At 43.8% G+C, this 23,330-nt stretch carries 25 protein-coding genes; all 25 read left to right on the forward strand.

Features of this window, described 5'->3' with window-relative positions; genetic code table 11:
• The first annotated feature begins 87 nt into the window (after window positions 1-87).
• On the forward strand, window positions 88-1,431 hold the full coding sequence (locus DW015_RS09875) for a hypothetical protein (protein WP_117905519.1): 1,344 nt from the start codon (window positions 88-90) through the stop codon (window positions 1,429-1,431).
• Window positions 1,432-1,634: 203 nt separating this feature from the next.
• The gene (locus tag DW015_RS13885; protein ID WP_278306183.1) at window positions 1,635-1,757 is read left to right on the forward strand and encodes a hypothetical protein; all 123 of its coding nucleotides are present in this window, start codon (window positions 1,635-1,637) and stop codon (window positions 1,755-1,757) included.
• A gap of 3 nt (window positions 1,758-1,760) precedes the next feature.
• Entirely contained in the window at window positions 1,761-2,456 is a 696-nt protein-coding gene (locus DW015_RS09880; RefSeq protein WP_117905520.1) for a hypothetical protein, read from the forward strand.
• A 129-nt stretch (window positions 2,457-2,585) separates the two neighbouring features.
• Window positions 2,586-3,692, forward strand: coding sequence for a hypothetical protein (locus tag DW015_RS09885; protein ID WP_117905521.1), 1,107 nt, complete (start codon window positions 2,586-2,588; stop codon window positions 3,690-3,692).
• 56 nt (window positions 3,693-3,748) lie between these two features.
• Window positions 3,749-3,973 carry a hypothetical protein gene (locus DW015_RS09890; RefSeq protein ID WP_022287758.1) on the forward strand — a complete coding sequence of 75 codons (225 nt, stop codon included), beginning with the start codon at window positions 3,749-3,751 and terminating at the stop codon, window positions 3,971-3,973.
• Window position 3,974: 1 nt separating this feature from the next.
• Window positions 3,975-4,181 carry a hypothetical protein gene (locus DW015_RS09895; RefSeq protein ID WP_117905522.1) on the forward strand — a complete coding sequence of 69 codons (207 nt, stop codon included), beginning with the start codon at window positions 3,975-3,977 and terminating at the stop codon, window positions 4,179-4,181.
• A 156-nt stretch (window positions 4,182-4,337) separates the two neighbouring features.
• Window positions 4,338-5,468, forward strand: a complete 1,131-nt coding sequence (locus DW015_RS09900) for a hybrid sensor histidine kinase/response regulator (protein ID WP_117905523.1) — start codon at window positions 4,338-4,340, stop codon at window positions 5,466-5,468.
• Between the two features lie 5 nt (window positions 5,469-5,473).
• Window positions 5,474-5,677, forward strand: a complete 204-nt coding sequence (locus DW015_RS09905) for a response regulator (protein ID WP_181979902.1) — start codon at window positions 5,474-5,476, stop codon at window positions 5,675-5,677.
• A 24-nt stretch (window positions 5,678-5,701) separates the two neighbouring features.
• Window positions 5,702-6,232, forward strand: coding sequence for a response regulator transcription factor (locus DW015_RS09910; protein ID WP_117905525.1), 531 nt, complete (start codon window positions 5,702-5,704; stop codon window positions 6,230-6,232).
• 90 nt (window positions 6,233-6,322) lie between these two features.
• The gene (locus tag DW015_RS09915) at window positions 6,323-7,015 is read left to right on the forward strand and encodes a cytidylate kinase-like family protein (protein WP_117905526.1); all 693 of its coding nucleotides are present in this window, start codon (window positions 6,323-6,325) and stop codon (window positions 7,013-7,015) included.
• A 182-nt stretch (window positions 7,016-7,197) separates the two neighbouring features.
• Window positions 7,198-8,217, forward strand: a complete 1,020-nt coding sequence (locus tag DW015_RS09920; protein ID WP_242993266.1) for an urea ABC transporter substrate-binding protein — start codon at window positions 7,198-7,200, stop codon at window positions 8,215-8,217.
• The gene (locus DW015_RS09925) at window positions 8,175-8,894 is read left to right on the forward strand and encodes a hypothetical protein (RefSeq protein WP_242993267.1); all 720 of its coding nucleotides are present in this window, start codon (window positions 8,175-8,177) and stop codon (window positions 8,892-8,894) included. The genes DW015_RS09920 and DW015_RS09925 overlap by 43 nt, the downstream gene beginning before the upstream one ends.
• Before the next feature lies 1 nt (window position 8,895).
• A complete protein-coding gene (locus DW015_RS09930) occupies window positions 8,896-9,441 on the forward strand; it encodes an ATP-binding cassette domain-containing protein (RefSeq protein ID WP_117905528.1) in 546 nt (181 codons plus the stop codon).
• Window positions 9,442-9,453: 12 nt separating this feature from the next.
• Window positions 9,454-9,876, forward strand: coding sequence for an ATP-binding cassette domain-containing protein (locus DW015_RS09935; protein ID WP_117905529.1), 423 nt, complete (start codon window positions 9,454-9,456; stop codon window positions 9,874-9,876).
• Between the two features lie 26 nt (window positions 9,877-9,902).
• Window positions 9,903-10,973 (forward strand): response regulator, encoded by a 1,071-nt coding sequence (locus DW015_RS09940; protein ID WP_117905530.1) that lies wholly within the window; start codon window positions 9,903-9,905, stop codon window positions 10,971-10,973.
• Between the two features lie 152 nt (window positions 10,974-11,125).
• Window positions 11,126-11,962: an iron dependent repressor, metal binding and dimerization domain protein gene (locus DW015_RS09945; protein WP_117905531.1), complete on the forward strand. Its 837-nt coding sequence runs from the start codon at window positions 11,126-11,128 to the stop codon at window positions 11,960-11,962.
• Window positions 11,963-12,269: 307 nt separating this feature from the next.
• Window positions 12,270-15,509, forward strand: a complete 3,240-nt coding sequence (locus DW015_RS09950) for an NEAT domain-containing protein (RefSeq protein ID WP_117905532.1) — start codon at window positions 12,270-12,272, stop codon at window positions 15,507-15,509.
• Window positions 15,510-15,512: 3 nt separating this feature from the next.
• A complete protein-coding gene (locus DW015_RS09955) occupies window positions 15,513-16,481 on the forward strand; it encodes a heme-binding Shp domain-containing protein (protein WP_117905533.1) in 969 nt (322 codons plus the stop codon).
• A gap of 3 nt (window positions 16,482-16,484) precedes the next feature.
• Window positions 16,485-17,396, forward strand: coding sequence for a heme ABC transporter substrate-binding protein IsdE (gene isdE, locus DW015_RS09960; RefSeq protein WP_117905534.1), 912 nt, complete (start codon window positions 16,485-16,487; stop codon window positions 17,394-17,396).
• Window positions 17,393-18,382 carry an iron ABC transporter permease gene (locus tag DW015_RS09965; RefSeq protein ID WP_117905535.1) on the forward strand — a complete coding sequence of 330 codons (990 nt, stop codon included), beginning with the start codon at window positions 17,393-17,395 and terminating at the stop codon, window positions 18,380-18,382. Before isdE ends, DW015_RS09965 begins: the two co-directional genes overlap by 4 nt.
• Window positions 18,375-19,148 (forward strand): ABC transporter ATP-binding protein, encoded by a 774-nt coding sequence (locus DW015_RS09970; protein WP_117905536.1) that lies wholly within the window; start codon window positions 18,375-18,377, stop codon window positions 19,146-19,148. Before DW015_RS09965 ends, DW015_RS09970 begins: the two co-directional genes overlap by 8 nt.
• Window positions 19,149-19,166: 18 nt before the next feature.
• Window positions 19,167-20,900 (forward strand): ABC transporter ATP-binding protein/permease, encoded by a 1,734-nt coding sequence (locus tag DW015_RS09975; protein ID WP_117905537.1) that lies wholly within the window; start codon window positions 19,167-19,169, stop codon window positions 20,898-20,900.
• A gap of 23 nt (window positions 20,901-20,923) precedes the next feature.
• Window positions 20,924-22,555 (forward strand): ABC transporter ATP-binding protein, encoded by a 1,632-nt coding sequence (locus tag DW015_RS09980; RefSeq protein ID WP_117905541.1) that lies wholly within the window; start codon window positions 20,924-20,926, stop codon window positions 22,553-22,555.
• Window positions 22,555-22,896: a nitrous oxide-stimulated promoter family protein gene (locus tag DW015_RS09985; RefSeq protein ID WP_117905538.1), complete on the forward strand. Its 342-nt coding sequence runs from the start codon at window positions 22,555-22,557 to the stop codon at window positions 22,894-22,896. The genes DW015_RS09980 and DW015_RS09985 overlap by 1 nt, the downstream gene beginning before the upstream one ends.
• Window positions 22,883-23,263 carry a YbaN family protein gene (locus tag DW015_RS09990; RefSeq protein WP_117905539.1) on the forward strand — a complete coding sequence of 127 codons (381 nt, stop codon included), beginning with the start codon at window positions 22,883-22,885 and terminating at the stop codon, window positions 23,261-23,263. The genes DW015_RS09985 and DW015_RS09990 overlap by 14 nt, the downstream gene beginning before the upstream one ends.
• The last annotated feature ends 67 nt before the right edge of the window (window positions 23,264-23,330 follow it).

Consider the following 23,330-nt stretch of genomic DNA (forward strand, 5'->3'; position numbering starts at 1 on the left):
AAAAAATCTTATGATACTTCTTGCCAAATCCCTTTCAATATATTATAATGTATTTAGAAAATCATATTTGAAAGGAACATATGGAAAATGAAAAACATTGTTACAGCCTTGATGCAGTTTGTGATACTTGTGGTCGCACTTGTCATTGTGACCTTTGCTATACCGAAGATCGCAGGAAACGATGACAGATATGATAAGTACATAGCTGAAAACTCAAAGCAGACCGTCACTGTGGGAAGCGCCTTTGGCGTTGTCAAAGACGGTGAAAAGGCTTCATATACTGATATTGATAACAGCCTGAAAAATATCTTTAGTAAAGTGACTCCGCTGCAAAAGCCTGTGAATAAAATCCTGAACAAGCAGATAAGCTTCAAGCAGGCAAAATATTTTGAATACTATTGGCTCACTGCACTTATCTCAGGCGTACTTTGCTGGATATTTGCGGCAGGCTTTCCGTTTAGGATAGGGCGAAAGGGCTTCAATGTGTTTGGTTCTGTGTATAATAACTTTTCAAAAGTTGTTCTCCTTGAAGATGAGATGACCCGTGAGGAATATGAGGTCGATCTAGGTATGACCATATGGGGACCTTTGTGGATAATCCTTATTGCCCTGCGTGCGACCTTTGCTATTACATGGGGCTTTATCCTGCCTTTTGTGATAGCCGCAAATCTTGCCATAGGCGTTATAAGAATAGTTGGAAACGTTATTATCGTCAGCGTCCGTGGTGCTGCTGCCGATGCAAAAAGGCACAGCCTCTCGCAAAAGCTTGACAAAACGACCTTTTCTATTTATCCTGAGGGCGGATATTTCAGAGTAGAGCAGGATCAGGACAATGGTCAGGGCGTATATGTGAAAAATTATTGGAACGCTGTTGCGGCAAAGGCGTTGTTTGAAAGCGAAGCCGGAAATAAGTCTTTCAGCAAGGAGGATTCTGAGGAGAATATTCTTCGTGGAGATATAAAAGAGAAGAAGTTTTATGAAACATATCGTTTGCTCAGCCGTATAAAGGGTCTTTTCAATAATGATATCAAGAGTAAAAAAGCAATTATCACCGCTTCATTAAAGAACAAAGAGGGTGGCTATGAATACAGATTTATTGCCGAACCGGAATTGTATCATGTTTATATGGTGGGTGATGAAACAGCAGAAAACCTTAGCCATAAAGATCTGAAAATAGATTTTAATGCCGCTATGCTTCTTGACCTGCTTGATTTTGACCGAAAGGGTCAAAGATATGATCATAGTGATTTTCTTAATTTGTATTACGCTGATAGTGATGAATTTACGGCTAAGCTTATGAATTATAATCATAAGCTGATAGCAAAGTTTGGCAGAAACAGATATGACGAGTATTTTGAACAGCACAAACAGCAGATAATCGAACACCGCCGATATAAAAAGCTTTCGGCTGTGGGAGAGGACGATGAGTAAGATAATAAGTATTTGATATAATAAACAAGCCTCCCATGGAAATTGTTTCTGTGGGAGGCTTTGCTTTCCGTACACCAAATTACCTACCGCTTGTGCAACTTTTTTGCCGTTTGTGCAAATATTATTGACTTTTTGTTAAAAATCATAGATAATTATTATAAATATTTATGCTGTTAATTAGAGATGCTTATTAAACAATGAAAATGAGAATAATAGAAAACTCAGCGAAAGTGTTTCTGCAGACGATGAGCTATGATACTAAAACAGTTGAAAAAGCAATGGCGGACACTATGGCGGCTGTCATAATGTCAGATGAAGAGGAGTGAAATATGGATAAAAAGATAAAAGCTTTTTTTGCAGCTATGGGAATTGCCACGGCGTTGTTAGTGTCTGTTCCTGCATCTGCGGATAATTCTGACTCAAAAGTGCAGGTGAGCATCGACATCACTTGGGACTCTTTGGAGTTTACCTATACAGACGGGCAGTGGGATCCTGAGACCCATTCATATAAAGGCGGCGGTTGGTCTGACAGCGGCGGAAATTTTACTTTGACAAACACAGGGAATGTGGGTGTTATGGCGGATTTTTCATACAAACAAGCAGAGGGCATGGACGAGATAAAAGGCTATTTTTCAAGCAGTGAGCTAATAGTGCCTATTTCAGAAAGCCGAAACAGCAAACTTACTTTGTCAGGTAAACCGACAGAGCATTTTGAAAGCATGACCGTTGGCACTATTACAGTGAATGTCACTACTGATGATTCGGGAGATGCAGGCGACAGTACGATAACAGGCTGGTATAAGGATGAGGAAACCGGCGATTGGTACTATTATGATAAGAACGGCAAATTGGTCACAGGTTGGTTTAAGGACGGCGGAACTGAATGGTATTATGCCGATGAAGACGGCAAGCTTGTCAGAGGTTGGTTCAATGACGGTGGAAATGATGGGCGTTATTCTGGTGATGACGGAAAATTGCACTCAGATTGGGTCAAAGTGAATGATGATTGGTACTATTTTGACTGAGACGGTTCAATAGCAAAGAACACCACTATTGACGGACGGTATATTGGACTTGACGGCAGGTGGGATGGATACGGCGAAACACCAAATATGTAAGTAAAAAAATCAATTATAAAAAAGGAGAACTCACTTATGAAAAAGACAATTTCTATCACAATGGCATTTGCACTTGTGGCAACACTCAGCACGGCGGCGTTTGCAGCGGCGGCTGATGACGCTGACATCAAAAAGGATATCGGCGTAAATGCAAAGTATGTTGAGGATATCAAGACTTCAAAAACTATCAGTGCCGACGTTGTGTGGGGCGAAATGGAGTTCACATACAGCGTGAACGGAACAAAGACTTGGAACGCTAAAACCCACGAATATGACATTGATACCAAGTGCGAATGGTCTGCAAAGGGCAATGATATAAGCGTTACAAACCATTCCAATGCGGCAATCGACGTTGATTTTACATACCAGCCTCTTGATGAATACAGCGTTGTAAAAGGCACATTCACAAATGACGGATTTACCATACCCACAGCCGAGGGCAAGGCTGTTAATGATGAAAGCCTTACAGTAAGCACGGCTCTTACCCTAAGCGGCGAGCTTTCATCAGATGTTACCGCTCTTACAAAAGTAGGAAACGTAGCGGTAAATATTGCAGAAGCTTCGGAAAATGCAGATACAGATGTAAAAACAGTTTCATCATATAACGACCTTGTTAGCGCAGTGGCAGCAGGCGGAAAGATAAAGCTTGATGACGATATCACACTGAAAAGCCGCATAAACTGCAAAAAGAATACTGTTATCGAACTCGACCTTAACGGTCACACTATCACAGGACAGATAATGAATAATGGCGCAGATTGTACTATCAAAAACGGCACTCTTAACGGCGACGAAGGTCCGATAATGGTGCAGGGCGGCACAACAAATCTTATAGGCTGTAAGATATCCACAAAATATACTCCTGTTTATGTTTCGAGGGGTACTGCAAATATAACTGACTGCACTCTTACAAATGAAGATGCGAATAAAAGCGTAGTTATCAATAATACAGGTACAGTAAATATCAGCGGTACTACAAATATTTCAAGTACGATCTACAAAAATCCAAACAGCAAATATCTGCCTCACGTTCTTGCAGGCACATATAATTTTGACCCGACCGACTTTGTTGACAGCGAGAAGTTTACTATAACTCAGAGCGGTGAAAACTGGATAGTTGCGGAAAAATCGCAGAGAAGATAATAAGTTTTGACGATTCAGGGGTCTCATGATGAATAAGCAAAAAAGATGACGGCAAATTGATAGTATCTGTGCTGGCGGTTTGCTTTGCGGTGACGCTGCTTGTTATGATATATGCACTTTGCAGACCGCAGACAAAGCCCAAAGCAGAGTTTGTTCCACCCCCTTTTGAAAGCGAAGCACAGCAGGGCGTGCCTGATGTTCCGGAGGAGCTTGGCTACAGTTCTCCTGACAGGGACGATATGAGCTATGATTTCGCAGTGTGCGGAAAAAGGCTGGGATAGTATGAAGCCTGAAGGAAAATACGAACATCTTTTCAAATGCATTTCCGAGATATGCTTTGATTATTTTCTGTCAACAAAGACGCAGGAACTTCTCAAGGTAAATATCAATAATACATTTTCACAGCTTATTGACGAAGTTGTCGAAGAAAGAAATCAAGAAATCCACGAGAGGTTCAAGGAAAAGGCTGAAAAATATATTTCAGAGTAATAGCTTTTTGACAAAACGAGCGTATACCGATTTGGTATACGCTTGTTTTGATTATACCGTGATCATTATTACGGCACTATAAGTGCCGTTTGTTGAATTATAAATAGTTTGATATGTGACAAATAACGTACTAGACGTCACGGCGGAACAGGTCTGGTGCTTCCTATCTCACAATCTATCGTCAAGGCGGCAAGCGGTGGTAAATATAGCATCGAGATTACATCTCAGCTTGGAAAAGGCTCGTGCTTTAGCTTCCTTATGCCCTTTGATGTTGCAGAGTCGTCACAGGTGCAGAGCGAAAATGATACTTCTCAGGGCGTGCCTGTTGAAAAAGCGGTCATTTTGTTGGTGGACGATAACAGTGTGAATCTGGATATCGAAAGCGAGATATTAGGTACATACGGCTTGCAGGTGGATACCGCTGACAGCGGGTCAAAGGCTATAGAATATTACCATAGCCACAGCCCTGATATGATAATTCTTGACCTTCATATGCCTGATATGGACGGCTATGAAACAGCAAGACACATAAGAGAGCTTCCTGATTTCGGGCTTACGCCAATAATCGCTCTTACTGCCGACGTTGTTTCGGGCATAGAGCAAAAAGCCTATGAAGCGGGCATAGACGGCTATATCTCGAAGCCTTTCCGACCTGATGATCTGAGAAAAATGATATACAAGCATTTGCACATAAGGCGTGAAATGCCCGAAATAACTGTTGAGCAGGGTGATGAGGTGTTTGATTGCGTTGCCTGCCTTGACGCTTTGGGTGGAAGCAAAAGCATACTATTTGATATAATAAAGCGTTTTATTTCCGACCACGGAAGCGACCAAAGATATATCTGCCAGCATATTGAAGTGGGAAACTATATGAACGCACGGATAATTCTCCATGACGTTATGGGGCTTTCGGGCAATCTCTGTTGCAGACGGCTTCATGAAAGCGCAAAGAATTTAAGCGATACTCTCAAAACTGATACACCGCAAAATGCTGATACAAATGATTTTGAGGAACAGTGGCAAAAGGCGGTGAGCAGGCTTGAAGGATTCTTGCAGCTTGATGATGACAGCAGGTCGCAGAATGCAGATAGTCGGGAAAACTCACAGCTTGTAAAGGGGCTTTTAAACCGTTGCAAAGCCTTTGATATCTCTGCGGCAGAATATTTCCAACAGCACAGGGCAGAGTTCAAGGAGTTTATGAAAAAAACGAATTTCAGGCGGCTTGAAGAATACATAAACAGATATGATCTTCTCAGTATCACACAGTCTGAGGATCTATGGAGGTGACAAGAGTGTATAAGATACTTTTGGCGGAGGACGACGCAGATATGCGTTTTATCTACTCACGAATGTCAGTGTGGAAAGAATGTGGCTTTGTTATAGCAAAAGAGGTGTCAAACGGCAAGGACGCTCTTGCGGTGCTTAAAGCCGAAGCTTTTGACCTTGTGCTGACGGATATAAGAATGCCATTTATTGACGGCATAGAGCTTCTTTGAAAGATAAACGAGCTTGGCATAGATGTGGCAGTGGCTTTCATAAGCTCATATGACGAGTTTGAATATGCACGAAAAGGGCTTGTGCTTGGAGCGTTCGACTATCTTTTAAAGCCCGTCAACGAGCAAAAGCTTTGGGATATGCTAAGACGTGTGAGCGAAAAGCTTGCAGAGAAGAAGGCTGAAAACACCTGCTCCGACTATGTGCTTTCGGCACTTGAAGCCGTGGGCAAAAGTAGTGACGACAGCTTTACTCAGGATATCTGCGCATATTTTTCAAATACAAGCTGTCGGGATATTTCAGTTGAGCAGGCGGCGGAGCATTTCGGCTTCAGCCGTGACTATTTCGGTAAGCTTTTCAGGCGGCAGATAGGAGAAAGCTTCAGCAAATTCAGCACCCTTGTGAAAATAGAATACGCCAAAGAGCTTCTGCGGCAAAGCGGCATGAAAGCCTATGAGATAAGCGAGGAGCTTGGTTATTCCAGTGCAGACTATTTCACAAAGGTGTTCAAAGAGATAACTGGCGTTTCCCCTGCACAATATAAACAATCATTGTGACTTGTCTGAAAAATATATGGTTTTCTCTGATTTTTAGTGTTTTTATCTTTTGACCCCTGTGCTATACTATAAGCACAGGAGGTGATAGGAATGGACAATTTCGTTATTACCATAGCAAGAGGCTTTGGAAGCGGAGAAAAGCAGATCGGACTTGCTCTTTCAAAACAGCTTGGGATACCTTGCTATGAAAGCCAGATACTCAGCATGGCTTCAAACTACAGCGGAATAAACAAGGATCTGTTTTTTCAGGTGGACGAAAAGCTGAGGGGCTACCACCTTATCAAAAGGCTTATGAAGTCTGCAAATAAGGACGATATCGTTGAGCCGACGGACAAGAGCTTCATTTCTGACGTTAATCTTTACAATATTCAGGCGAAGATAATCAAGGAGCTTGCCAAGCAGCAATCCTGCATTATCATTGGAAAATGTGCAAATCACCTGCTGCGTGACTATGACAACACCGTAAGCGTGTATATAGAAGCGCCAAGAGCTTTCTGCGTAAAAAATGTTATTGAACGCCTTGGTGTCACCGAGGAAGAAGCCCACAGAATGATCTATCAGACCGACCGCTATCGTGCCGATTACTACAAGTATTACACAGGCGGTGAAACGTGGACAAATCCGGTGCTTTATGATATGACCCTTAATTCTGACCGTATGGGAATGGATAAATGCACGGAGCTTATCATTCAGTATCTGAAGATAAAGCTTGGTGAGGATATACTCGGTAAAAAAGGTACTGCGGAAAATGATAAGGCGCTTAAGCAGCTTGGTCTGTTTTAGGTAAAAAACTTAATATTACAACAATGAAGTTGGTTTATCTGTCAAGGGAAAATACCCTTTAGAGCAGAGAGCCAATTTTTTATTGCTTTGCAAGTTGTAGGGGCGACCTTTGGTCGCCCGCTTATGAAAGGTTTTTATAGGAAAGTAAAAGAAAACAGTAAAATGAATTGGAGGAAAACACTATGAAAAAGACAAGAATGAAGAGATTTTTAGCGGTGCTTTCAGCAGCGGCTCTGGCGGCAACAATGCTCACAGCCTGCGGTTCAGGAGGAGGCTCAAGCAGTGGCGACGGCGACACAGTTAAGGTGGGACTTCTTCACTCCCTCACAGGCTCAATGGCTATCAGTGAAAAGTCAGTTCGTGACGCTGAGGTGCTTGCTATCAAGGAGATAAATGCCGCAGGCGGTGTAAATGGCAAGCAGATAGAATACGTTGAAGAGGACGGAGCTTCCGAGCCGTCAACATTCGCAACAAAGGCTGAAAAGCTTATTGACAGCGAGGGCGTTTCAACTATCTTCGGTTGCTGGACTTCATCATCAAGAAAGGCTGTTAAGCCTATCGTTGAGGAATACGGCTCACTTCTTTGGTATCCTGTTCAGTATGAGGGCATGGAAAGCTCATCAAATATCGTATACACAGGTGCAGCACCAAACCAGCAGATCGTTCCTGCTATCGACTATCTGCTTGATCAGGGCTATAAGAAATTCTTCCTTCTCGGCTCTGACTACGTTTTTCCAAGAACAGCGAACATGATAATCAATGCACAGCTTGAAGCAAAGGGTGCGGAAGCCGTTGGCGAAGAGTATGCAGATATGGATCAGACGGATTTTGCCGCTATCATCTCAAAGATCGAAGCTGCAAAGCCTGATGTTATCATCAACACTCTTAACGGAACAGGCAACGTTTCATTCTTCAAGCAGATGTCTGAAAAGAACTATACAAGCAAGGATTACATGACAATGTCATTCTCTATTGCAGAGGAAGAGGTCGCTACTATCGGCGCTGATATCCTCAAGGGTCACATGGTATCATGGAACTATTATCAGACAACAGACACAGAAAAGAATAAGGAATTTGTTAATGCATATAAAGACGCATACGGTGAGAACAGAGTGACATCTGACCCTGCGGAAGCCGCATATGACGCAGTTTATCTTTGGTGGCGTTTATTATCGGATATTTTATCTTTAAAAACAGAGTAAAGGGCGTTTATTTCTCTATCATCTCACAGGCACTCACATGGGCGGCTTATTCTATCTTTATCGCACTTTCTTCCTATACGAACGGAAACGTGGGTATCACAGAGATAAAGACCATTTTCGGAAGCATAAAGGGCAATCTTCACCGAAACGAGATGTTCAAGCTTTATTATCTTGCGCTTATTCTTATGACCCTTATCTTTGCACTGTCAAGATTTCTTGTTAGCCGCAAGTTCGGCAAGCTTCTTATCGCTATCAGAGATGGCGAGAACAGAACATATTTCTCAGGCTATAAGGTAAGCGCATATAAGAACTTTATCTATGTTCTGTCTGCGGCACTGGCTGGTATCGCAGGTGCAGTTTTTGTAAACTTCAACGGAAGCATTACTCCGTCACAAATGACTATTTCATATTCTATCACAATGGTCATATGGGTAGCTGTTGGCGGCAGAGGAACGATAATAGGTGCTGTTATCGGTGCATTTCTTATCAATCTTTGCGAGTATAACCTCAGCTCAGGAAGCATGGTTGAGATATGGCAGTATATAATTGGCGCAGTGTTCTGCGTGACTATCATATTCTTCAAGAGCGGCATTGTTGGAATCGTCAGCGAACAGCTCCCAGCACTTTTCCGCAGGCTTAAAACAAAGGGCAAAGACAAGGCAAAGGAGGCGGCGTAAAATGGCTACAGCTACAAAGACAAATGATGTTGTTCTTGAAATAAACAATATTTCCGTTTCCTTTGACGGCTTTTACGCCCTCACAGAGGCGAGAACAAAGGTCATGCGCAACAGCATACACTTTTTTATCGGACCCAACGGCGCAGGAAAGACCACGCTTCTTGACATAATCTGTGCAAAGACAAAGCCCACCTCCGGCACTGTTATTTTCCACCCCAAGGGCAGAGAAGCCGTAAGGCTCACAGGCATGAAAGAATATAAGATAGTGCGAGAGGGTGTGGGAAGAAAGTTTCAGGTGCCGTCAGTGTTCGTAAACCTCACAGTGGAGGAGAACATGATACTCTCCCTAAAGGGTCACAAGGGCATACTTGATTCTATTTTCAAAAAGCCCTCAAAGGAGGATATGGAAAGTATTCGTTCCACGCTTGAACGTGTGGGACTTGAGGATAAAGCGTCAGAACGTGCAGGAAGTCTTGCTCATGGTCAGAAGCAGTGGCTTGAGATAGTGTGTAAAGCTTGGCATAGGCTATGTTCCACAGGGATGTGATATTTTTCCCAGATGACAGTTGAGGAAAATATCGAGCTTGGATTGCAGCCAAAGGGAGGAAAGGGCAAAGTGTCTGACTATATCTATGACCTTTTTCCAATACTGCCGAAGTTTGCAAAGCGTAAGGGCGGCGACCTTTCAGGCGGTCAGCAACAGCAGTTAGCAATTGCAAGAGCCCTCGCAGCAGAACCGAAGATACTTATTCTTGACGAGCCTACAGAGGGCATACAGCCGTCAATAATTCAGGATATCGGAGCGGCGATACAGAAAATAAACGAGTGGAAAGGCATAACAGTGCTTCTTGTGGAGCAGTATTTGGACTTTGTTCTTGAAAACACCAACAAGCTTTATGTAATGGAAAAGGGCGAGATAATCTATGCAAACGAAACAAAGCTTGCAGACAAGGATGAGGTACAAAGACTCATGACGGAATAGCATTTTTTAGGCAAGGCGGTGATGAAATGTTTGAAAAAGCGGAGATACTTATTGTTGACGATATGCCTGAGCATATCGCCTTTGCAGGCACTATCCTTCGAAATGAGGGCTTCAGGGTGCTTGGGGCGACAAGTGCAAAGGCGGCTCTAAAAATGATGGAAAAGAGCAAGCCACACCTTGTTCTTTTGGATATCAAAATGGAGGGCATGGACGGTCTGGAGCTTTGCAGGCATTTCAAATCTGATGAAGAAACAAAGGAGATACCTGTTATCTTCATGACTTCTGAATCCGACCCTGCTATGATAAAAAAGGGCTTTGAGCTTGGGTGCTGTGACTATGTTGTGAAGCCGTTTACAAAGGAGGAGCTTTTGGCACGAGTGAAAACTCACCTTGAAATATACAGCAAGCGCAGAAAGCTTGAGACGGCAAACAATGAGCTTAGTCTGTTTTGTTCGGCAATATCTCACGATCTGCGTTCACCGCTGAATGTTACGCAGATGTTGGCGGACACGCTGAAACAAGACATACGAGCAGGCAACACAGAGGACGCATTGAAGATAGCTTCAATGATCGAGGGCAAGACTGCAAAGCTTATCACAATGATAGAACGGCTTCTTAGTTTCTCAAAAATGTGCAGTATAGAGCCGGAATATGAAACGCTTGATATGAATGAATTAGTAAGGGACATCTTCGATGAGTGCAAGTCCGCTGAGCCTGAGAGAAATATAACCCTTATTGAGGGCAGCTTGCCGCAAATAAGCGGTGATGATGTGCTGGTGAGAATGCTAGTGAAAAATCTTATGACGAATGCTTTCAAATTCACCCGACACAGGCAGAATGCTGTTATAACAGTGTCTGCGATACCTGACGAAAGCTATGTAGTAATATCTTTCAGAGATAATGGCGCAGGGTTTGACATGGCATATGCTGACAAGCTTTTCGGCGTTTTTCAGCGGCTTCATCTTGACGAAGAATACGAGGGCAGCGGCATTGGACTTGCCACGGCAGACCGCATAATAAAGCGTCATGGCGGCAGGATAGAAGCATATGGCGAGGTTGACAAGGGTGCAGAATTTACTTTGTATTTTCCTAAATAGCCAAAGCTGTACTGTGTGTTTGACACAGTGCGGCTTTTTTTTTATGCTTGGCTGTTGACTTGTGCTATATGGTGTGATAAAATATGAAACGTGAAAATACGTGCTGCTATCTTTGCGGTGCGTAACTACATGATACGGTTAGGAGTGACTATATGGCGACTAATGAAGAACTTAGGCTGAAAATATTCATGTGCTTTATTAATTTTTCAGAGGAAAACCGCAGGATAACCAAAATGGCACAAGCCCTTGGTGTGGAAAAATATGAGATGAGCCGACAGGTGGCACAGCTTGAAAAAGAGGGCTATGTGGACAGAAGCGACCCTCGCAGTCCAAAGCTTACCGAAAAGGGAAGAAAGCTTGCGGAGGGGTATGCAAGGCGAATGGAGCTTGCACAAAATCACCTTATATACGAGGGAGTGCCAAAGGAAGAAGCTAGACATGATGCGATAATGCTCACCCTTTACTGCGGTGACAAGACTTTCGAGAATATCCAGCGCATGGAGGAGACACTGCGCATGAAAGAGATCTTTGCAGACAAGCCGAATTTTTCGGGCATGGAGTTTAGTGAGGAGATCAACGAGGGGCATTACACTTTTCCTTTTATTATCTACCGTGAAAAGGTGAAAAAGGGCAACAATATCTCCATGGCGAACAAGGGCTTTGCTCACCCTTGCGAGGTCATCGTTGGGGAGGGCGGAAGCTTCGTTCTGCTTAAGGCGGTGGATATGGACGAGATATCGGGATTCAGTGGTCTGAAAATGAAAGGCAGAGTGCGGCACTTGAAATACTTTGACGGCAAGCAGTTCATTGAAGCCGCTGTGAATGGCGATTTTATTCAAATACCTCTTGATTATTTTCAGTTTCACAGTATCGGTGACGACAGTCTTAATAGAATTTTGCATGGAAGTATCTGCCTGAAAATGTGCTGTAGTGTTGGTCAGGTGCATATGCCTGAAAGCACTGCTATTTTTACACTTTTTGTACATTGATATTTGCTTGTAAAATTGCACAATGGAACGCCTTTTAATAGTCTTTGCTTTTGTACAAAAAGCCGAAATTATGCAATTTTGTTGCAAAACTGCAACCAACGTAACTGCGTGGTTTGACAGGTGAAATGGGGTCAAAAAAGGTCGTTTGTTGCAAACGCCGCAACAAAAATGCCGTTGACATGAAAAATTGTTTATGTTATACTCTACTTAGTTATTTAATACTAACCAACAAACGGCAGGCCGCAGTGATCTTGCCGAATATATTTGAAATAAAGTTAGCTTAATCTAACTTGTAGGAGGTATTTTTATGAACAATAAGTCAAAGAAAATTGCTGCCGCCTGCCTTGCCCTTGCAATGGTCGCAAGCGTTGGTGCGGCAGATGTTTCAGGCATTTTGCCTGTTGTAAAGCCCGTAACGGCTTCTGCCGAGGGTTCTGACAAACTTTCAGACGGAGAGTATTATGTGAATTTGAGCCTTTACGACAACTATGAACAAACAAATACTTCAAGTTTTAAAGAACTGCCTACATATGCAAAGCTAAAGGTGGAAAATGGAAAGTATTTTGTTACAATGACCATAACCACATCTTACGATATTCTTCTTTTGGAAAAGGTCAAAAACGATAAATATGACACTGACGCTCAATCAACTCCGGGTTTTGCCAAAGGCTTGCTCCCTGAGGACTATGATGTTAACAGCAGTCCTTTTTCAAAATCACTGAAGAGAAAGATCAAGGACAGCTATAATGACACCTTTGAAAAGCTTGAATACACTGCCAATGGTGAATCAAAGTATGATGTTACTTTTGAGATCGACTCTGAAAATCCAAATGCCTATATAAACTGCTTGTATACTTATACTAATGACGCAGGTGCATTAAAAGGCAACAGTTTTGATTATTATATAGCTTTCAATACCAAAAACGCGTACACTATCCCTGACAATATTTTCACTGATTTCGATAAAGAAGTGCCTATCAATTATGATGAGCTGTGGGAGAAGGGATATATTTCACAGGGCTTCAAATATACATCTGTTCACGCAAAGGCTGAGAACGGCAAGCTCAATGTGACATATTATTATGATGAGGATGAAGTTAAAAAGCGTGCCGACAATTTGTATATCGGTTCTGTTTTTAAGGACGAAAACGGAAATGCTGTTAAGTTAAACGATGATAATTCGTTCACGGTCACTTATTCCACTGTTGACGAGATACTGAATGGTATTAATTATTCTGCTGACGTTTCCGTATTTTATATGAGAAACATTGACGGAGTTACAGAGTATATACCTAACACAAGCACAAAGACTGTAAATCTCAGAATAAATCTTGCAGACGAACCGGTCACACTCACAGACCCGACCACCGGTGTATCAGTTCATACCACAACAAAATACGTTTCAAAGAATGCAGTTCTTGTTTCAACAGACGTTGCGAAAGACGATGCAGCTTATAAAACAATGGTTGAGCATTGTGAAAATCTGTATAATGATATGCTCTTCAAAAAGTATTATATAGTTGACAACGGCAAGATAGTTACTAATACAGGACGTTATACAGTTATGGATTTCCCTGTAAAAGATACTCAGGATAAGCTTGGTCTTAGTGTTTACATGGCAACATATATGCCTGAATATGATTACTGGGCTTGGCAGATATGCGGTGCAGATACATTGTACTATATGGGTTATCAGCTTGACAATGATACATACAGACTTATAACAACTGACTGTGACTTGAGTGGCTATCTGGGTTTCTTTGATAAGAAGAGTGCGGCTGCTACTGCCGATGATCTTGAGGACGGAACCTATGAAGTGCCTATAACAGTTCTTAACGAGGTCGATCAGTCGCAGACATCAATGGCATCTTCCTGCATAGGCAAGAAGGCAAAGCTTGTTGTCAAAAACGGTGTAAAGCGTATCGAGCTTGAGTTTTCTCCTGTTGAGCTGCAGGGAATGAACGGCTATCTCATTCAGATGTGGCAGGAAAAGAATGAAGGCTGGAAAGAGCTCACATATACATCTTACTTTAAGAATGAGGACGGCACATATTATACTGATGATCTGAATGCAGGCACAAATAACTATTATCCGAAAACAGGATATATGGAGCTTACTTCAAATGCAGGACAGTTCAGAACGAAATTCCGTGTATCCGCAATGGACGCAATAATGGGCAACAGCGGTGATGCAACAAGAAACGGAATTTTCACTATCTACTACGACGAGGCGGTAAAGATCTCCGATGAAACACCTGATCCGGATCCTGAGGAGAACCCGAATTTCGTGCCTGCCGATATGTCAAAGCTGGAGGCTCTTGTTGCTAAGGCTGAGGGATACAATGAAGATGATTACACAACGTCCACATTCACAACAATGAAAAATGCTCTTGCAAGCGCAAAGACAGTTCTTGCCAACAGCAGAGCAACTCAGGAAGAGGTAGACAGCGCAGTTAAGGAGCTTCAGACAGCTATCGACGCTTTGGAGGAGAAAAAGGACGTTACTTTCGATATCAATAATCTCCCTGACGGCAAATATCAGCTCTATGCTCAGATGATAAAGACCGACCGTGAGAGCTTCTCAATGTCAAACGAGGGTATCAACCACACAGTCCAGCTTGAAGTCAAGGACGGCGAGTATTACATCACAGTTCAGTTCAAGGGACTTGCAATATACAATCAGTTCGGCTACCTCCAGAAGCTTTCATACTATGACAAAGGCTATACATACAATGATTACGGCATACCTCAGGGTACAGTTATCCCGGCGGAAGTTCTTACACAGTATGATGTTATCGACAGATATAACGATAAGGACAACCTTTATCCACAGCTTCTGAAATTCAAGCTTGTTGATAAGGCAAGCGAGAAGTATGTTCCGCTTCAGGTGTTCGTACCTATCATGGAAGCAATCGCCGACGGCACAGGCACACAGGACGTTCTTATGCAGCTTGATTGGACGACCCTCAAAGCCACAGATGCAGACATCGTTATCGAAGAGCCTGACGCACAGTCACCGGTTCTTGACTATACTGACAGCGCAACAGGCGTAAAGCTCCACGCTGATAAGGGCGTTTTCGCCGAAGGCACAACAGCCGTTGTCAAGGAGATAACAAGCGGCGACGATTATGATAACGCCAAGAAGCTTATCTCAGCCGAAGCTGATAAGTTCCATCTTTATGACGTATCATTCAAGGGCGAGGACGGTAAGGACGCTCAGCCAAACGGCAAGTTCACTATCTCGCTTCCTATCCCGTCAGATTACGAAAACCCTGTAGTATACAGAATAGCAGACGGCAAAAAAACGCTTATCTCAGGCACAAAGGCAGACGGAATGTTCACATTCTCTGCAAAGGAAGCAGGTCAGTATCTTATCGAAGATAAGAAGTCTGCTGACAGCAAAACGGATAATAAGGCGACTGATAACAAGGCAACGAACACCGCAGGCTCAGCTAACCCGTCAACAGGTGCAGCCGCAAAGACAGGTCTGCTCGCAGCTATCGGTGCAGCCTTCGCAGTTGTTACTAAAAAGAGAAAGGACAGATAAAATTTGAATATTTCTGTAAAGCATTCAATGCGCTTGCTTTGCAGTACAGTAATAGTAATGCTTGTCTATATGGCAGGCATTACTGCTATTTCTGCATATGCGCTTGATAATAACATTTATCTTGCAGACGCTCACCCACATTACAGACACCCTGTTACAGGGGTCATCGAAGACAGCGGTGGAGACGGCTCGGAGGTATTGGGACAATCCATGACAGAGGGTGCGCTGAAAACAGAATCCCTTATTGAGGTTGACCCTGAGGGAAGAATGTATGCCACCATAAGGCTCGGACTTATGGATAATATCGAAAACCCGCAGTTCAAGGTGCAAAAAGACGGCTACAGCGATTTCTATGATGTTTCCGCAGACCTTATGAAAGAAAACTATGACGCAAACGAAAGCGACTTCCGCTTTGAGATACCAAACGAGAATGCCATTGTAAGATGTACTTTCTATGTTGTTGCAATGGGCAGAGATGTTGTTTTTTACATTGATTTTGACAACATCAGAGAGGGAAGCGGTGACTTTGTTACAAGCGTTGAGGTAAGACATAACGATAATAATGACAACAACGGCGGCAATGAACATCCAGATCAAAACAACGAACAGCCTGCTCAGACCACCACCGCTCAGACTACCACAAAGCCAGCCGAAACAACAACTAAAGCTACAACTACCACTAAAAAGGCAGAGGAAAGCTCATCTTTGGCAGACAGCTCATCAGCCGTGACAACAACCACAACTACTGTTACTTTGCCTGTTGCCGACAGCGACGATACGTCAGGGGTGAAAGGTCTTGAGCTTTTTGACGAGAACGGCGACCCTATGGAAAAGGACAGCTCCTCAGATGGCGAAAAGTCAGGTGACAGTGGTAAAAGCGGAAATGCTGTAGTGCCTGTTGCAATAGCGGCGGCGGTAGTCGTTATCGCAGGCGGAGCAGGCTTTGTTGTGTGGAAGAAAAGGAGGCTGTAAGAAATGAAAAAGCTGAGAATAGCGGCTGTTCTTACGGCGGCTTTGATGACGGCAGCGCTTTGCGGCTGTGTAGATCAGCACCCAGAGGAAAACTCAAAGGCTGAAAGCGGAAGTGTAACAAATGCCGACGATCTTAGGATAGCGGCGACTTCGCCTGCCGTTGCGGATATATGCGACAAGCTTGATATCGACCTTGTGGGCGTTTGCTCCTCAACTGTAAGCACTATCCCTGACAGATACAAAGACGCAACACAGCTCGGCACGGCAATGAATCCTGACACGGAGATACTTGCTTCTCTCGACCTTGATTGGATACTCAGCCCCTCAAGCCTTGAAAGCGACTTACAGCCTAAATATGCGGCAATAAAGACAAAATCGGCTTTTCTTAATCTGAAAAGCGTTGAGGGTATGTACAAGTCCATAGAGGAGCTTGGGGAGATGTTTGACAGGCAGGAGCAGGCTCAAAAGCTTGTGGACGAGTATACAAGCTTCATGAACAAATACAAGAATAAAAACAAGGGCAAGGAAAGTCCCAAGGTGCTTGTGCTTATGGGTCTGCCGGGGTCTTATATCGTTGCCACAGATAACAGCTATGTAGGCTCGCTTGTAAAGCTTGCAGGCGGCACGAATGTTTACGGCGATGGCGGCGGACAGGAATTTCTTAACGCCAACACTGAGGATATGGAAACAAAAGATCCTGATATAATCGTTCGCTGTGCGCACGCTCTCCCTGACGAAGTTGTGGAAATGTTCAACGAGGAGTTTTCCGCAAACGATATCTGGAAGCATTTCAGAGCGGTGCAGGAGGGTAAGGTCTATGATCTGTCTTACGAATATTTCGGCATGAGCGCAGGATTTGACTATCCACAGGCGCTTGATGAATTACAGCCTATTCTTTATGGTGACCAGTCATGATAAGTAGGAAGAAAGTTGTTTTATCATATATCGTGACAGCAGTGCTGCTGTTTACACTGTTTCTTGTGGCGGTGAATACGGGAAGCTTGAAAATAACTCCAAAAGAGCTTTTTGACGGACTTTTTATAAAGTATAACAAGACGGTTGCGACTATCTATGACCTGCGTTTTCCGAGAATTTTTATTGCAATGATAGGCGGAGCGGCAATGGCTGTTTCAGGCGTGCTTTTGCAGGCTGTTATGAAAAATCCTCTTGCCGACCCCGGAATCATAGGAATAAGCTCAGGCGCAAGCTTTACGGCTGTTCTTATAACAGCGTTTTTCCCGACCCTTTATTTCTTCACTCCGCTTTTTGCTTTTATCGGCGGAGTAGCGGCTTGTCTGCTTGTGTATTCACTTTCATGGCGTGGAGGACTTAGCCCTTTGAGGATAATCCTCGTAGGCGTGGCAGTGAACGCAATGTTTACAGGGCTTATGTCGGCTTTCAACAGCGGCACAGGCTCAACATACTCAGGTGCGGCAAGCATTGTGAATGCAAACATCACAATGAAAACATGGGACGATTTTCAGACCCTTGCAATATATTCCGCAGTGGGTCTTGTGCTTTCTCTCCTTGTCTGTTCAAAGTGCAATTTGCTTGCCCTTGAAGATAAGACCGCACGTTCTCTTGGAGTGAATGTAAACGGCACAAGGATAATGATATCAGGCATTGCAGTTTTGCTTGCTTCTATCTCAACTGCTGTTATCGGACCGATAAGCTTTTTAGGTCTTATCGTGCCACATATCGCAAGACTTCTTGTTGGCTCAGACCACAAAAGGCTGATACCATATTCAATGATACTCGGTGCATTTGTGTTCCTGCTTGCCGACACAATAGGCAGAACTATCGCATCGCCTTATGAGATATCCGCAAGCGTTATAATGTCCGTTATCGGCGGACCGTTCTTTATCATACTTCTGAGGAGGTCGGACAAGCGTCATGGATAATGTTTTCGATATAAAGGGTCTGACCTTTTCATACGGCACGAACGAAGTCATAAAGGGGCTTGACCTTTCCATAAAGCAGGGCAAAGTCACCACACTTATCGGTGCGAACGGCTGTGGAAAGTCAACGCTTTTCAATCTTATCACGAAAAATCTAAGACCTAACAGCGGTGAGATACGATTGGAGGGCAAGGATATCTCTCAGGTAAAGCTGAAAGATTTTGCACGTCAGGTGGCTATCGTTCATCAGTATAACACCGCTCCTGCGGATATTTCAGTTGAAAAGCTTGTGGCATTCGGCAGAACGCCTTATCACGGCTTCGGAAGCCCTTCAAACTCTGAGGAGGACGAGGGGAAGATAAAGCGTGCCCTTGAGATAACCAATACAGAAAAGCTGAAAGATAAGGCGGTGGCTCAGCTTTCTGGCGGACAGAAACAGCGTGTGTGGATAGCAATGGCACTGGCGCAGGACACAAAGATACTTTTTCTTGACGAGCCTACCACTTATCTTGACATACGCTATCAGCTTCAGATTTTGAAGCTTGTAAGAAAGCTGAATGAAGAATACGGCATGACAGTGATAATGGTGCTTCATGATATAAATCAATCGCTATATTATTCTGACGAGATAGTGGCAATGAAAGACGGCAGGATAACCGCTCAGGGCAAGCCGGAGGAGATAATAACTTCAAAGCTTATCAAGAACGTTTATGACGTTGAACTTGGAATATCAGCGGTGAACGGAAGGCCTTTCGTGCTTCCTGTCTGAAATTATAGGAGAAAATAAATGATAAAAAAAAGACTTATCGCCGAGCTTGGCGACAGTAAAAAATATATTGCAGGCAACGTTGCGGCGCAGTGGGTGGGAATGCTTTCAAATGCGGTGATGATATTTTCACTTGGCTCGCTGCTTCAAAAGCTTGTGGAAAATAAGTCCGCAGGAGTAGGAGCGGCTGTTGCTGCGACGGTGATATCCCTGATAGTAAGGGCGGTCTGTTCATTTTTGCAGGAAAAGTTCAGCTACCTCGCTTCAAAGTCGGTGAAAAAGCGGCTTAGAGAAATGATATTCTCAAAGCTTCTGCGTCTTGGAAGCGGATATCGTGAAAAGGTATCAACATCAGAGGTAGTTCAGGTTTCCGTTGAGGGCATTGACCAGCTTGAAACTTATTTTGGACAGTATCTCCCACAGTTTTTCTATGCAATGATTGCACCTGTGACGCTGTTTGTCATGCTCTCTTTTGTGAGCTTCAAGTCGGCACTTGTGCTTCTTATCTGCGTGCCTCTTATTCCTATGGCTATAGTTGCGGTGCAGAAGATAGCGAAAAAGCTTCTGAATAAATATTGGGGACAGTACACAAAGCTTGGTGACACATTCCTTGAAAACTTGCAGGGACTTACTACTCTGAAAATTTATCAGGCTGACGAATACAAAAATCAGCAGATGAACGAGGAGTCGGAAAAGTTCAGAAAGATAACAATGAAAGTCCTCACTATGCAGTTAAATTCCGTTACCATAATGGATCTTATCGCATACGGCGGAGCGGCTCTGGGCGTTATCTTGGCGGCAGGACAGTTCAGACAGGGCGTTATCGGGCTTTCAGGTTGTTTTGTGATAATAATGCTCTCGGCGGATTTCTTCATACCAATGAGAAGATTGGGCAGCTTTTTCCACGTTGCAATGAACGGCATGGCGGCAAGCGACAAGATGTTCGCTATCCTTGACCTGCCTGAGCCTGAGAAAAAGTCAGGCGTGGTGGATAGAGATAACTGTACGATAAAATGTACTGATATGAGCTTTTCTTATACCACTGACAGAGAGGTCATACATGGTGCAGATATTGAGTTCAAGGCAGGCTGTCTTACGGCTGTCTGCGGTGAGTCGGGCTGTGGTAAATCCACTATTGCGGCAATTCTAATGGGCAGGAACAATGGCTATAAAGGCTCTGTAAGGATAGGAAACACCGAGCTTTGTGACATATCAGAAGAAAGCCTTATGAAAAATATCACATATATTTCTCACAGCAGTGTGCTTTTCAAGGGAACAGTGAGAGAAAATCTACTTATGGCAAAGTCCGACGCGGAGGATAGCGAGCTTTGGCAGGTGCTTGAAAAGACTAAGCTTGCGGATTTTCTTAGGGGCGAAAAGGGGCTTAATACGCTTCTTGTAGAAAATGCCGCAAATCTTTCAGGGGGACAGAAACAGAGGCTTGCACTTGCAAGAGCGCTTCTCCACGATTCTGCGGTGTACATTTTCGACGAAGCCACAAGCAACATCGACGCTGACAGCGAAAACGACATCATGGAGCAGATCTTTGAGCTTGCAAAAAATAAAACTGTTATCGTTATTTCCCACAGGCTTGCAAACACTGCGAAAGCGGATATGATATACGCAATGGAAAAAGGCGAGGTCAGAGAGTGCGGCACACATGATAAATTAGTACAGAAAAACGGACTTTATGCAAAGCTATGGAACGCTCAGCAAAGCCTTGAAGCTGTAAGAAACGGAGGTGTCTGTCAGTGAAAAAGCGCAGTAATCTATCTGTAATGCTAAGGCTCATAACCCTTGTGAAGCCACTGGCAGGCTACATGATGGCGGCAGTGGCAATGGGCGTGGCAGGCTTTTTGTGTGCGCAGTTCATAACCATACTTGGGGGTTATGCAATGCTTGACGTGCTGAAACCGCACACCGGAATAAGCATTTCTGCAATATTTGTTTTGGTGCTTGTGCTTGCGGTGCTGAGAGCGGTGCTTAAATATGGCGAGCAGTCCTGCAACCATTTTATTGCGTTCAAGCTTCTTGCAATAATAAGAGATCACGTTTTTAAGGCGCTGAGAAAGCTTTGTCCTGCAAAGCTTGAGGGCAGAGATAAAGGCGATCTTATTTCCGTTATAACCTCGGATATCGAGCTTCTTGAAGTCTTTTATGCCCACACAATTTCCCCTGTGTGCATTGCGTTTATAATGTCGGTGATAATGAGCATTTTTATCGGAAGCTACAGCGTCGTGCTTGGCGTGATAGCGGCATTGGCTTACATTGCGGTGGGCGTTTTTGTGCCTGTGATGATATCAAAAAAAAGCGGTACTCTTGGCGAGGATTTCCGCAGACAATCGGGACAGCTTTCGGGCTATGTTCTTGAAAGCCTCAGAGGACTTGACGAGGAGATACAGTATTCCTACGGCGAAAAACGCCTTGACGATCTAAAGCTTCGCACTGATTCCCTGTCCTTGAAGCAGGAGAAAATGAGCGTAAATGTGGGCTTTAATACTGCTATCACAAATTCTGTGATACTTATTTTTGACATTATCATGCTTGTGACTTCTGTATCTCTCTACAGAAACGGCACTGTGGGTCTTGAGGGTGTCATAATACCTCTCGTTGCCCTTATGTCAAGCTTTGGACCTGTTGTTGCACTTGCAAATCTTGGCACAACATTGCAGAATACCCTTGCTTCAGGTGGCAGAGTGCTTGATATCCTTGATGAAAGCCCAGTTACTGAGGAGATAACAGATGGCAGAGATATCACATTCAGCGGTGCAAAGGCAGAGAATGTGACTTTCTCATACGGTGAGGAGAAAATACTTGACGGGCTGAGCCTTGATATTGAAAAGGGCAAAATTACAGGTATCATAGGCAGAAGCGGCTCAGGAAAATCAACGCTTTTGAAGCTTTTCATGCGCTTTTGGAAAACGCAGGGCGGCAGGATAGCGGTATCTGACGAGGATATCGACAGCATCAATACTGCAAGCCTGCGAAATGCTGAAAGCTTTGTCACTCAGGAAACAGAGCTTTTCCATGACAGTATCGAAAACAATATCCGTATTGCAAAGCTTGATGCGACCCATGATGAGGTGATTTCAGCCTGCAAAAAGGCTTCCATACATGATTTTATCATGACGCTTCCAGAGGGCTATGACACCAATGTGGGCGAGCTTGGAAGCACATTGTCAGGGGGCGAAAGGCAGAGGATCGGTCTTGCAAGGGCGTTTTTGCATGACGCACCTTTTATGCTTCTTGACGAGCCGACCAGTAACCTTGACAGCCTTAACGAAGCTGTGATACTCAAAGCACTTCGTGACGATGGCGCAGGCAGGACTGTTGCGCTCGTTTCACACAGAAAGTCAACAATGTGTATCTGCAATAAGGTATATTCAGTTGAGAACGGCAGGCTCAGTTAATGAAAGATATCAATGAAAAAAGAGAGCGTGAAAAGCGTATCGTTACCCAGATGATAGAGCTTTACTGCCGCAAAAAGCATGGTGGCAGGGAGCTTTGCCCGGAGTGCAGAGAGCTTGCGGCGTATGCAAGACAGCGCAGCAACAGGTGTCCATTCATGGAAAACAAGACGTTCTGTTCAAACTGCAAGATGCATTGCTACAAACCACAAATGCGTCAGAAAATTAAAGAGGTAATGCGGTTTTCAGGACCGAGAATGATGTTTTATCACCCTATTTCGGCGTTCAGGCACGTTATAGAAAGCTCAAAAGAGAAACGGAGGCAGGCAAGTGAAAATAAGTAAAGTGATATTTATTACGGTGGGCTGTATATGTTTAGCACTTGGCACAGTGGGGATAATTCTCCCAATCCTGCCAACAGTGCCGTTTTTTATGGCGACGGCTTTTTGCTTTGCAAAAAGTTCTGAGCGGCTTCACAGTTGGTTTGTATCGAGCAATATGTACAAAAAGCATTTGCAGTCTTTCGTTGAAAAGCGTGGTATGCTTATGAAAACAAAGCTCACTATCCTCACAACTGTCACATTTCTTATGGGCTTCGGCTTTGTGATGATGAGTCGTGTGCCCGTGGCAAGGGTCATATTGGCAGTGGTTTGGGTCTGCCATGTGGTATATTTTGTTTTTGGCGTTAAGACTATCCGCGAGGAAGAATAATATGTAGCGGTACTCTCAGTTGATATAATCCCCTTAGAGTAGACACATGAAATAATAAAATGGTGTA

Origin of the sequence: Ruminococcus sp. AF37-20 (assembly GCF_003460465.1) — a bacterium.
GTDB classification, from domain to species: domain Bacteria; phylum Bacillota; class Clostridia; order Oscillospirales; family Ruminococcaceae; genus Hominimerdicola; species Hominimerdicola aceti.

Bases quoted from the DNA above. Each gene is read 5' to 3' on its own strand.
- DW015_RS09970 (WP_117905536.1), top strand. From the start codon at position 18,375: ATGGATAATGTTTTCGATATAAAGGGTCTGACCTTTTCATACGGCACG.
- DW015_RS09915 (WP_117905526.1), top strand. From the start codon at position 6,323: ATGGACAATTTCGTTATTACCATAGCAAGAGGCTTTGGAAGCGGAGAA.
- DW015_RS09920 (WP_242993266.1), top strand. From the start codon at position 7,198: ATGAAAAAGACAAGAATGAAGAGATTTTTAGCGGTGCTTTCAGCAGCG.
- DW015_RS09880 (WP_117905520.1), top strand. From the start codon at position 1,761: ATGGATAAAAAGATAAAAGCTTTTTTTGCAGCTATGGGAATTGCCACG.
- DW015_RS09935 (WP_117905529.1), top strand. From the start codon at position 9,454: ATGACAGTTGAGGAAAATATCGAGCTTGGATTGCAGCCAAAGGGAGGA.
- DW015_RS09950 (WP_117905532.1), top strand. From the start codon at position 12,270: ATGAACAATAAGTCAAAGAAAATTGCTGCCGCCTGCCTTGCCCTTGCA.
- DW015_RS09965 (WP_117905535.1), top strand. From the start codon at position 17,393: ATGATAAGTAGGAAGAAAGTTGTTTTATCATATATCGTGACAGCAGTG.
- DW015_RS09895 (WP_117905522.1), top strand. From the start codon at position 3,975: ATGAAGCCTGAAGGAAAATACGAACATCTTTTCAAATGCATTTCCGAG.
- DW015_RS09930 (WP_117905528.1), top strand. From the start codon at position 8,896: ATGGCTACAGCTACAAAGACAAATGATGTTGTTCTTGAAATAAACAAT.
- DW015_RS09980 (WP_117905541.1), top strand. From the start codon at position 20,924: ATGCTAAGGCTCATAACCCTTGTGAAGCCACTGGCAGGCTACATGATG.
- isdE (WP_117905534.1), top strand. From the start codon at position 16,485: ATGAAAAAGCTGAGAATAGCGGCTGTTCTTACGGCGGCTTTGATGACG.
- DW015_RS09940 (WP_117905530.1), top strand. From the start codon at position 9,903: ATGTTTGAAAAAGCGGAGATACTTATTGTTGACGATATGCCTGAGCAT.
- DW015_RS09975 (WP_117905537.1), top strand. From the start codon at position 19,167: ATGATAAAAAAAAGACTTATCGCCGAGCTTGGCGACAGTAAAAAATAT.
- DW015_RS09945 (WP_117905531.1), top strand. From the start codon at position 11,126: ATGGCGACTAATGAAGAACTTAGGCTGAAAATATTCATGTGCTTTATT.
- DW015_RS09885 (WP_117905521.1), top strand. From the start codon at position 2,586: ATGAAAAAGACAATTTCTATCACAATGGCATTTGCACTTGTGGCAACA.
- DW015_RS13885 (WP_278306183.1), top strand. From the start codon at position 1,635: ATGAGAATAATAGAAAACTCAGCGAAAGTGTTTCTGCAGACGATGAGC.
- DW015_RS09985 (WP_117905538.1), top strand. From the start codon at position 22,555: ATGAAAGATATCAATGAAAAAAGAGAGCGTGAAAAGCGTATCGTTACC.
- DW015_RS09875 (WP_117905519.1), top strand. From the start codon at position 88: ATGAAAAACATTGTTACAGCCTTGATGCAGTTTGTGATACTTGTGGTC.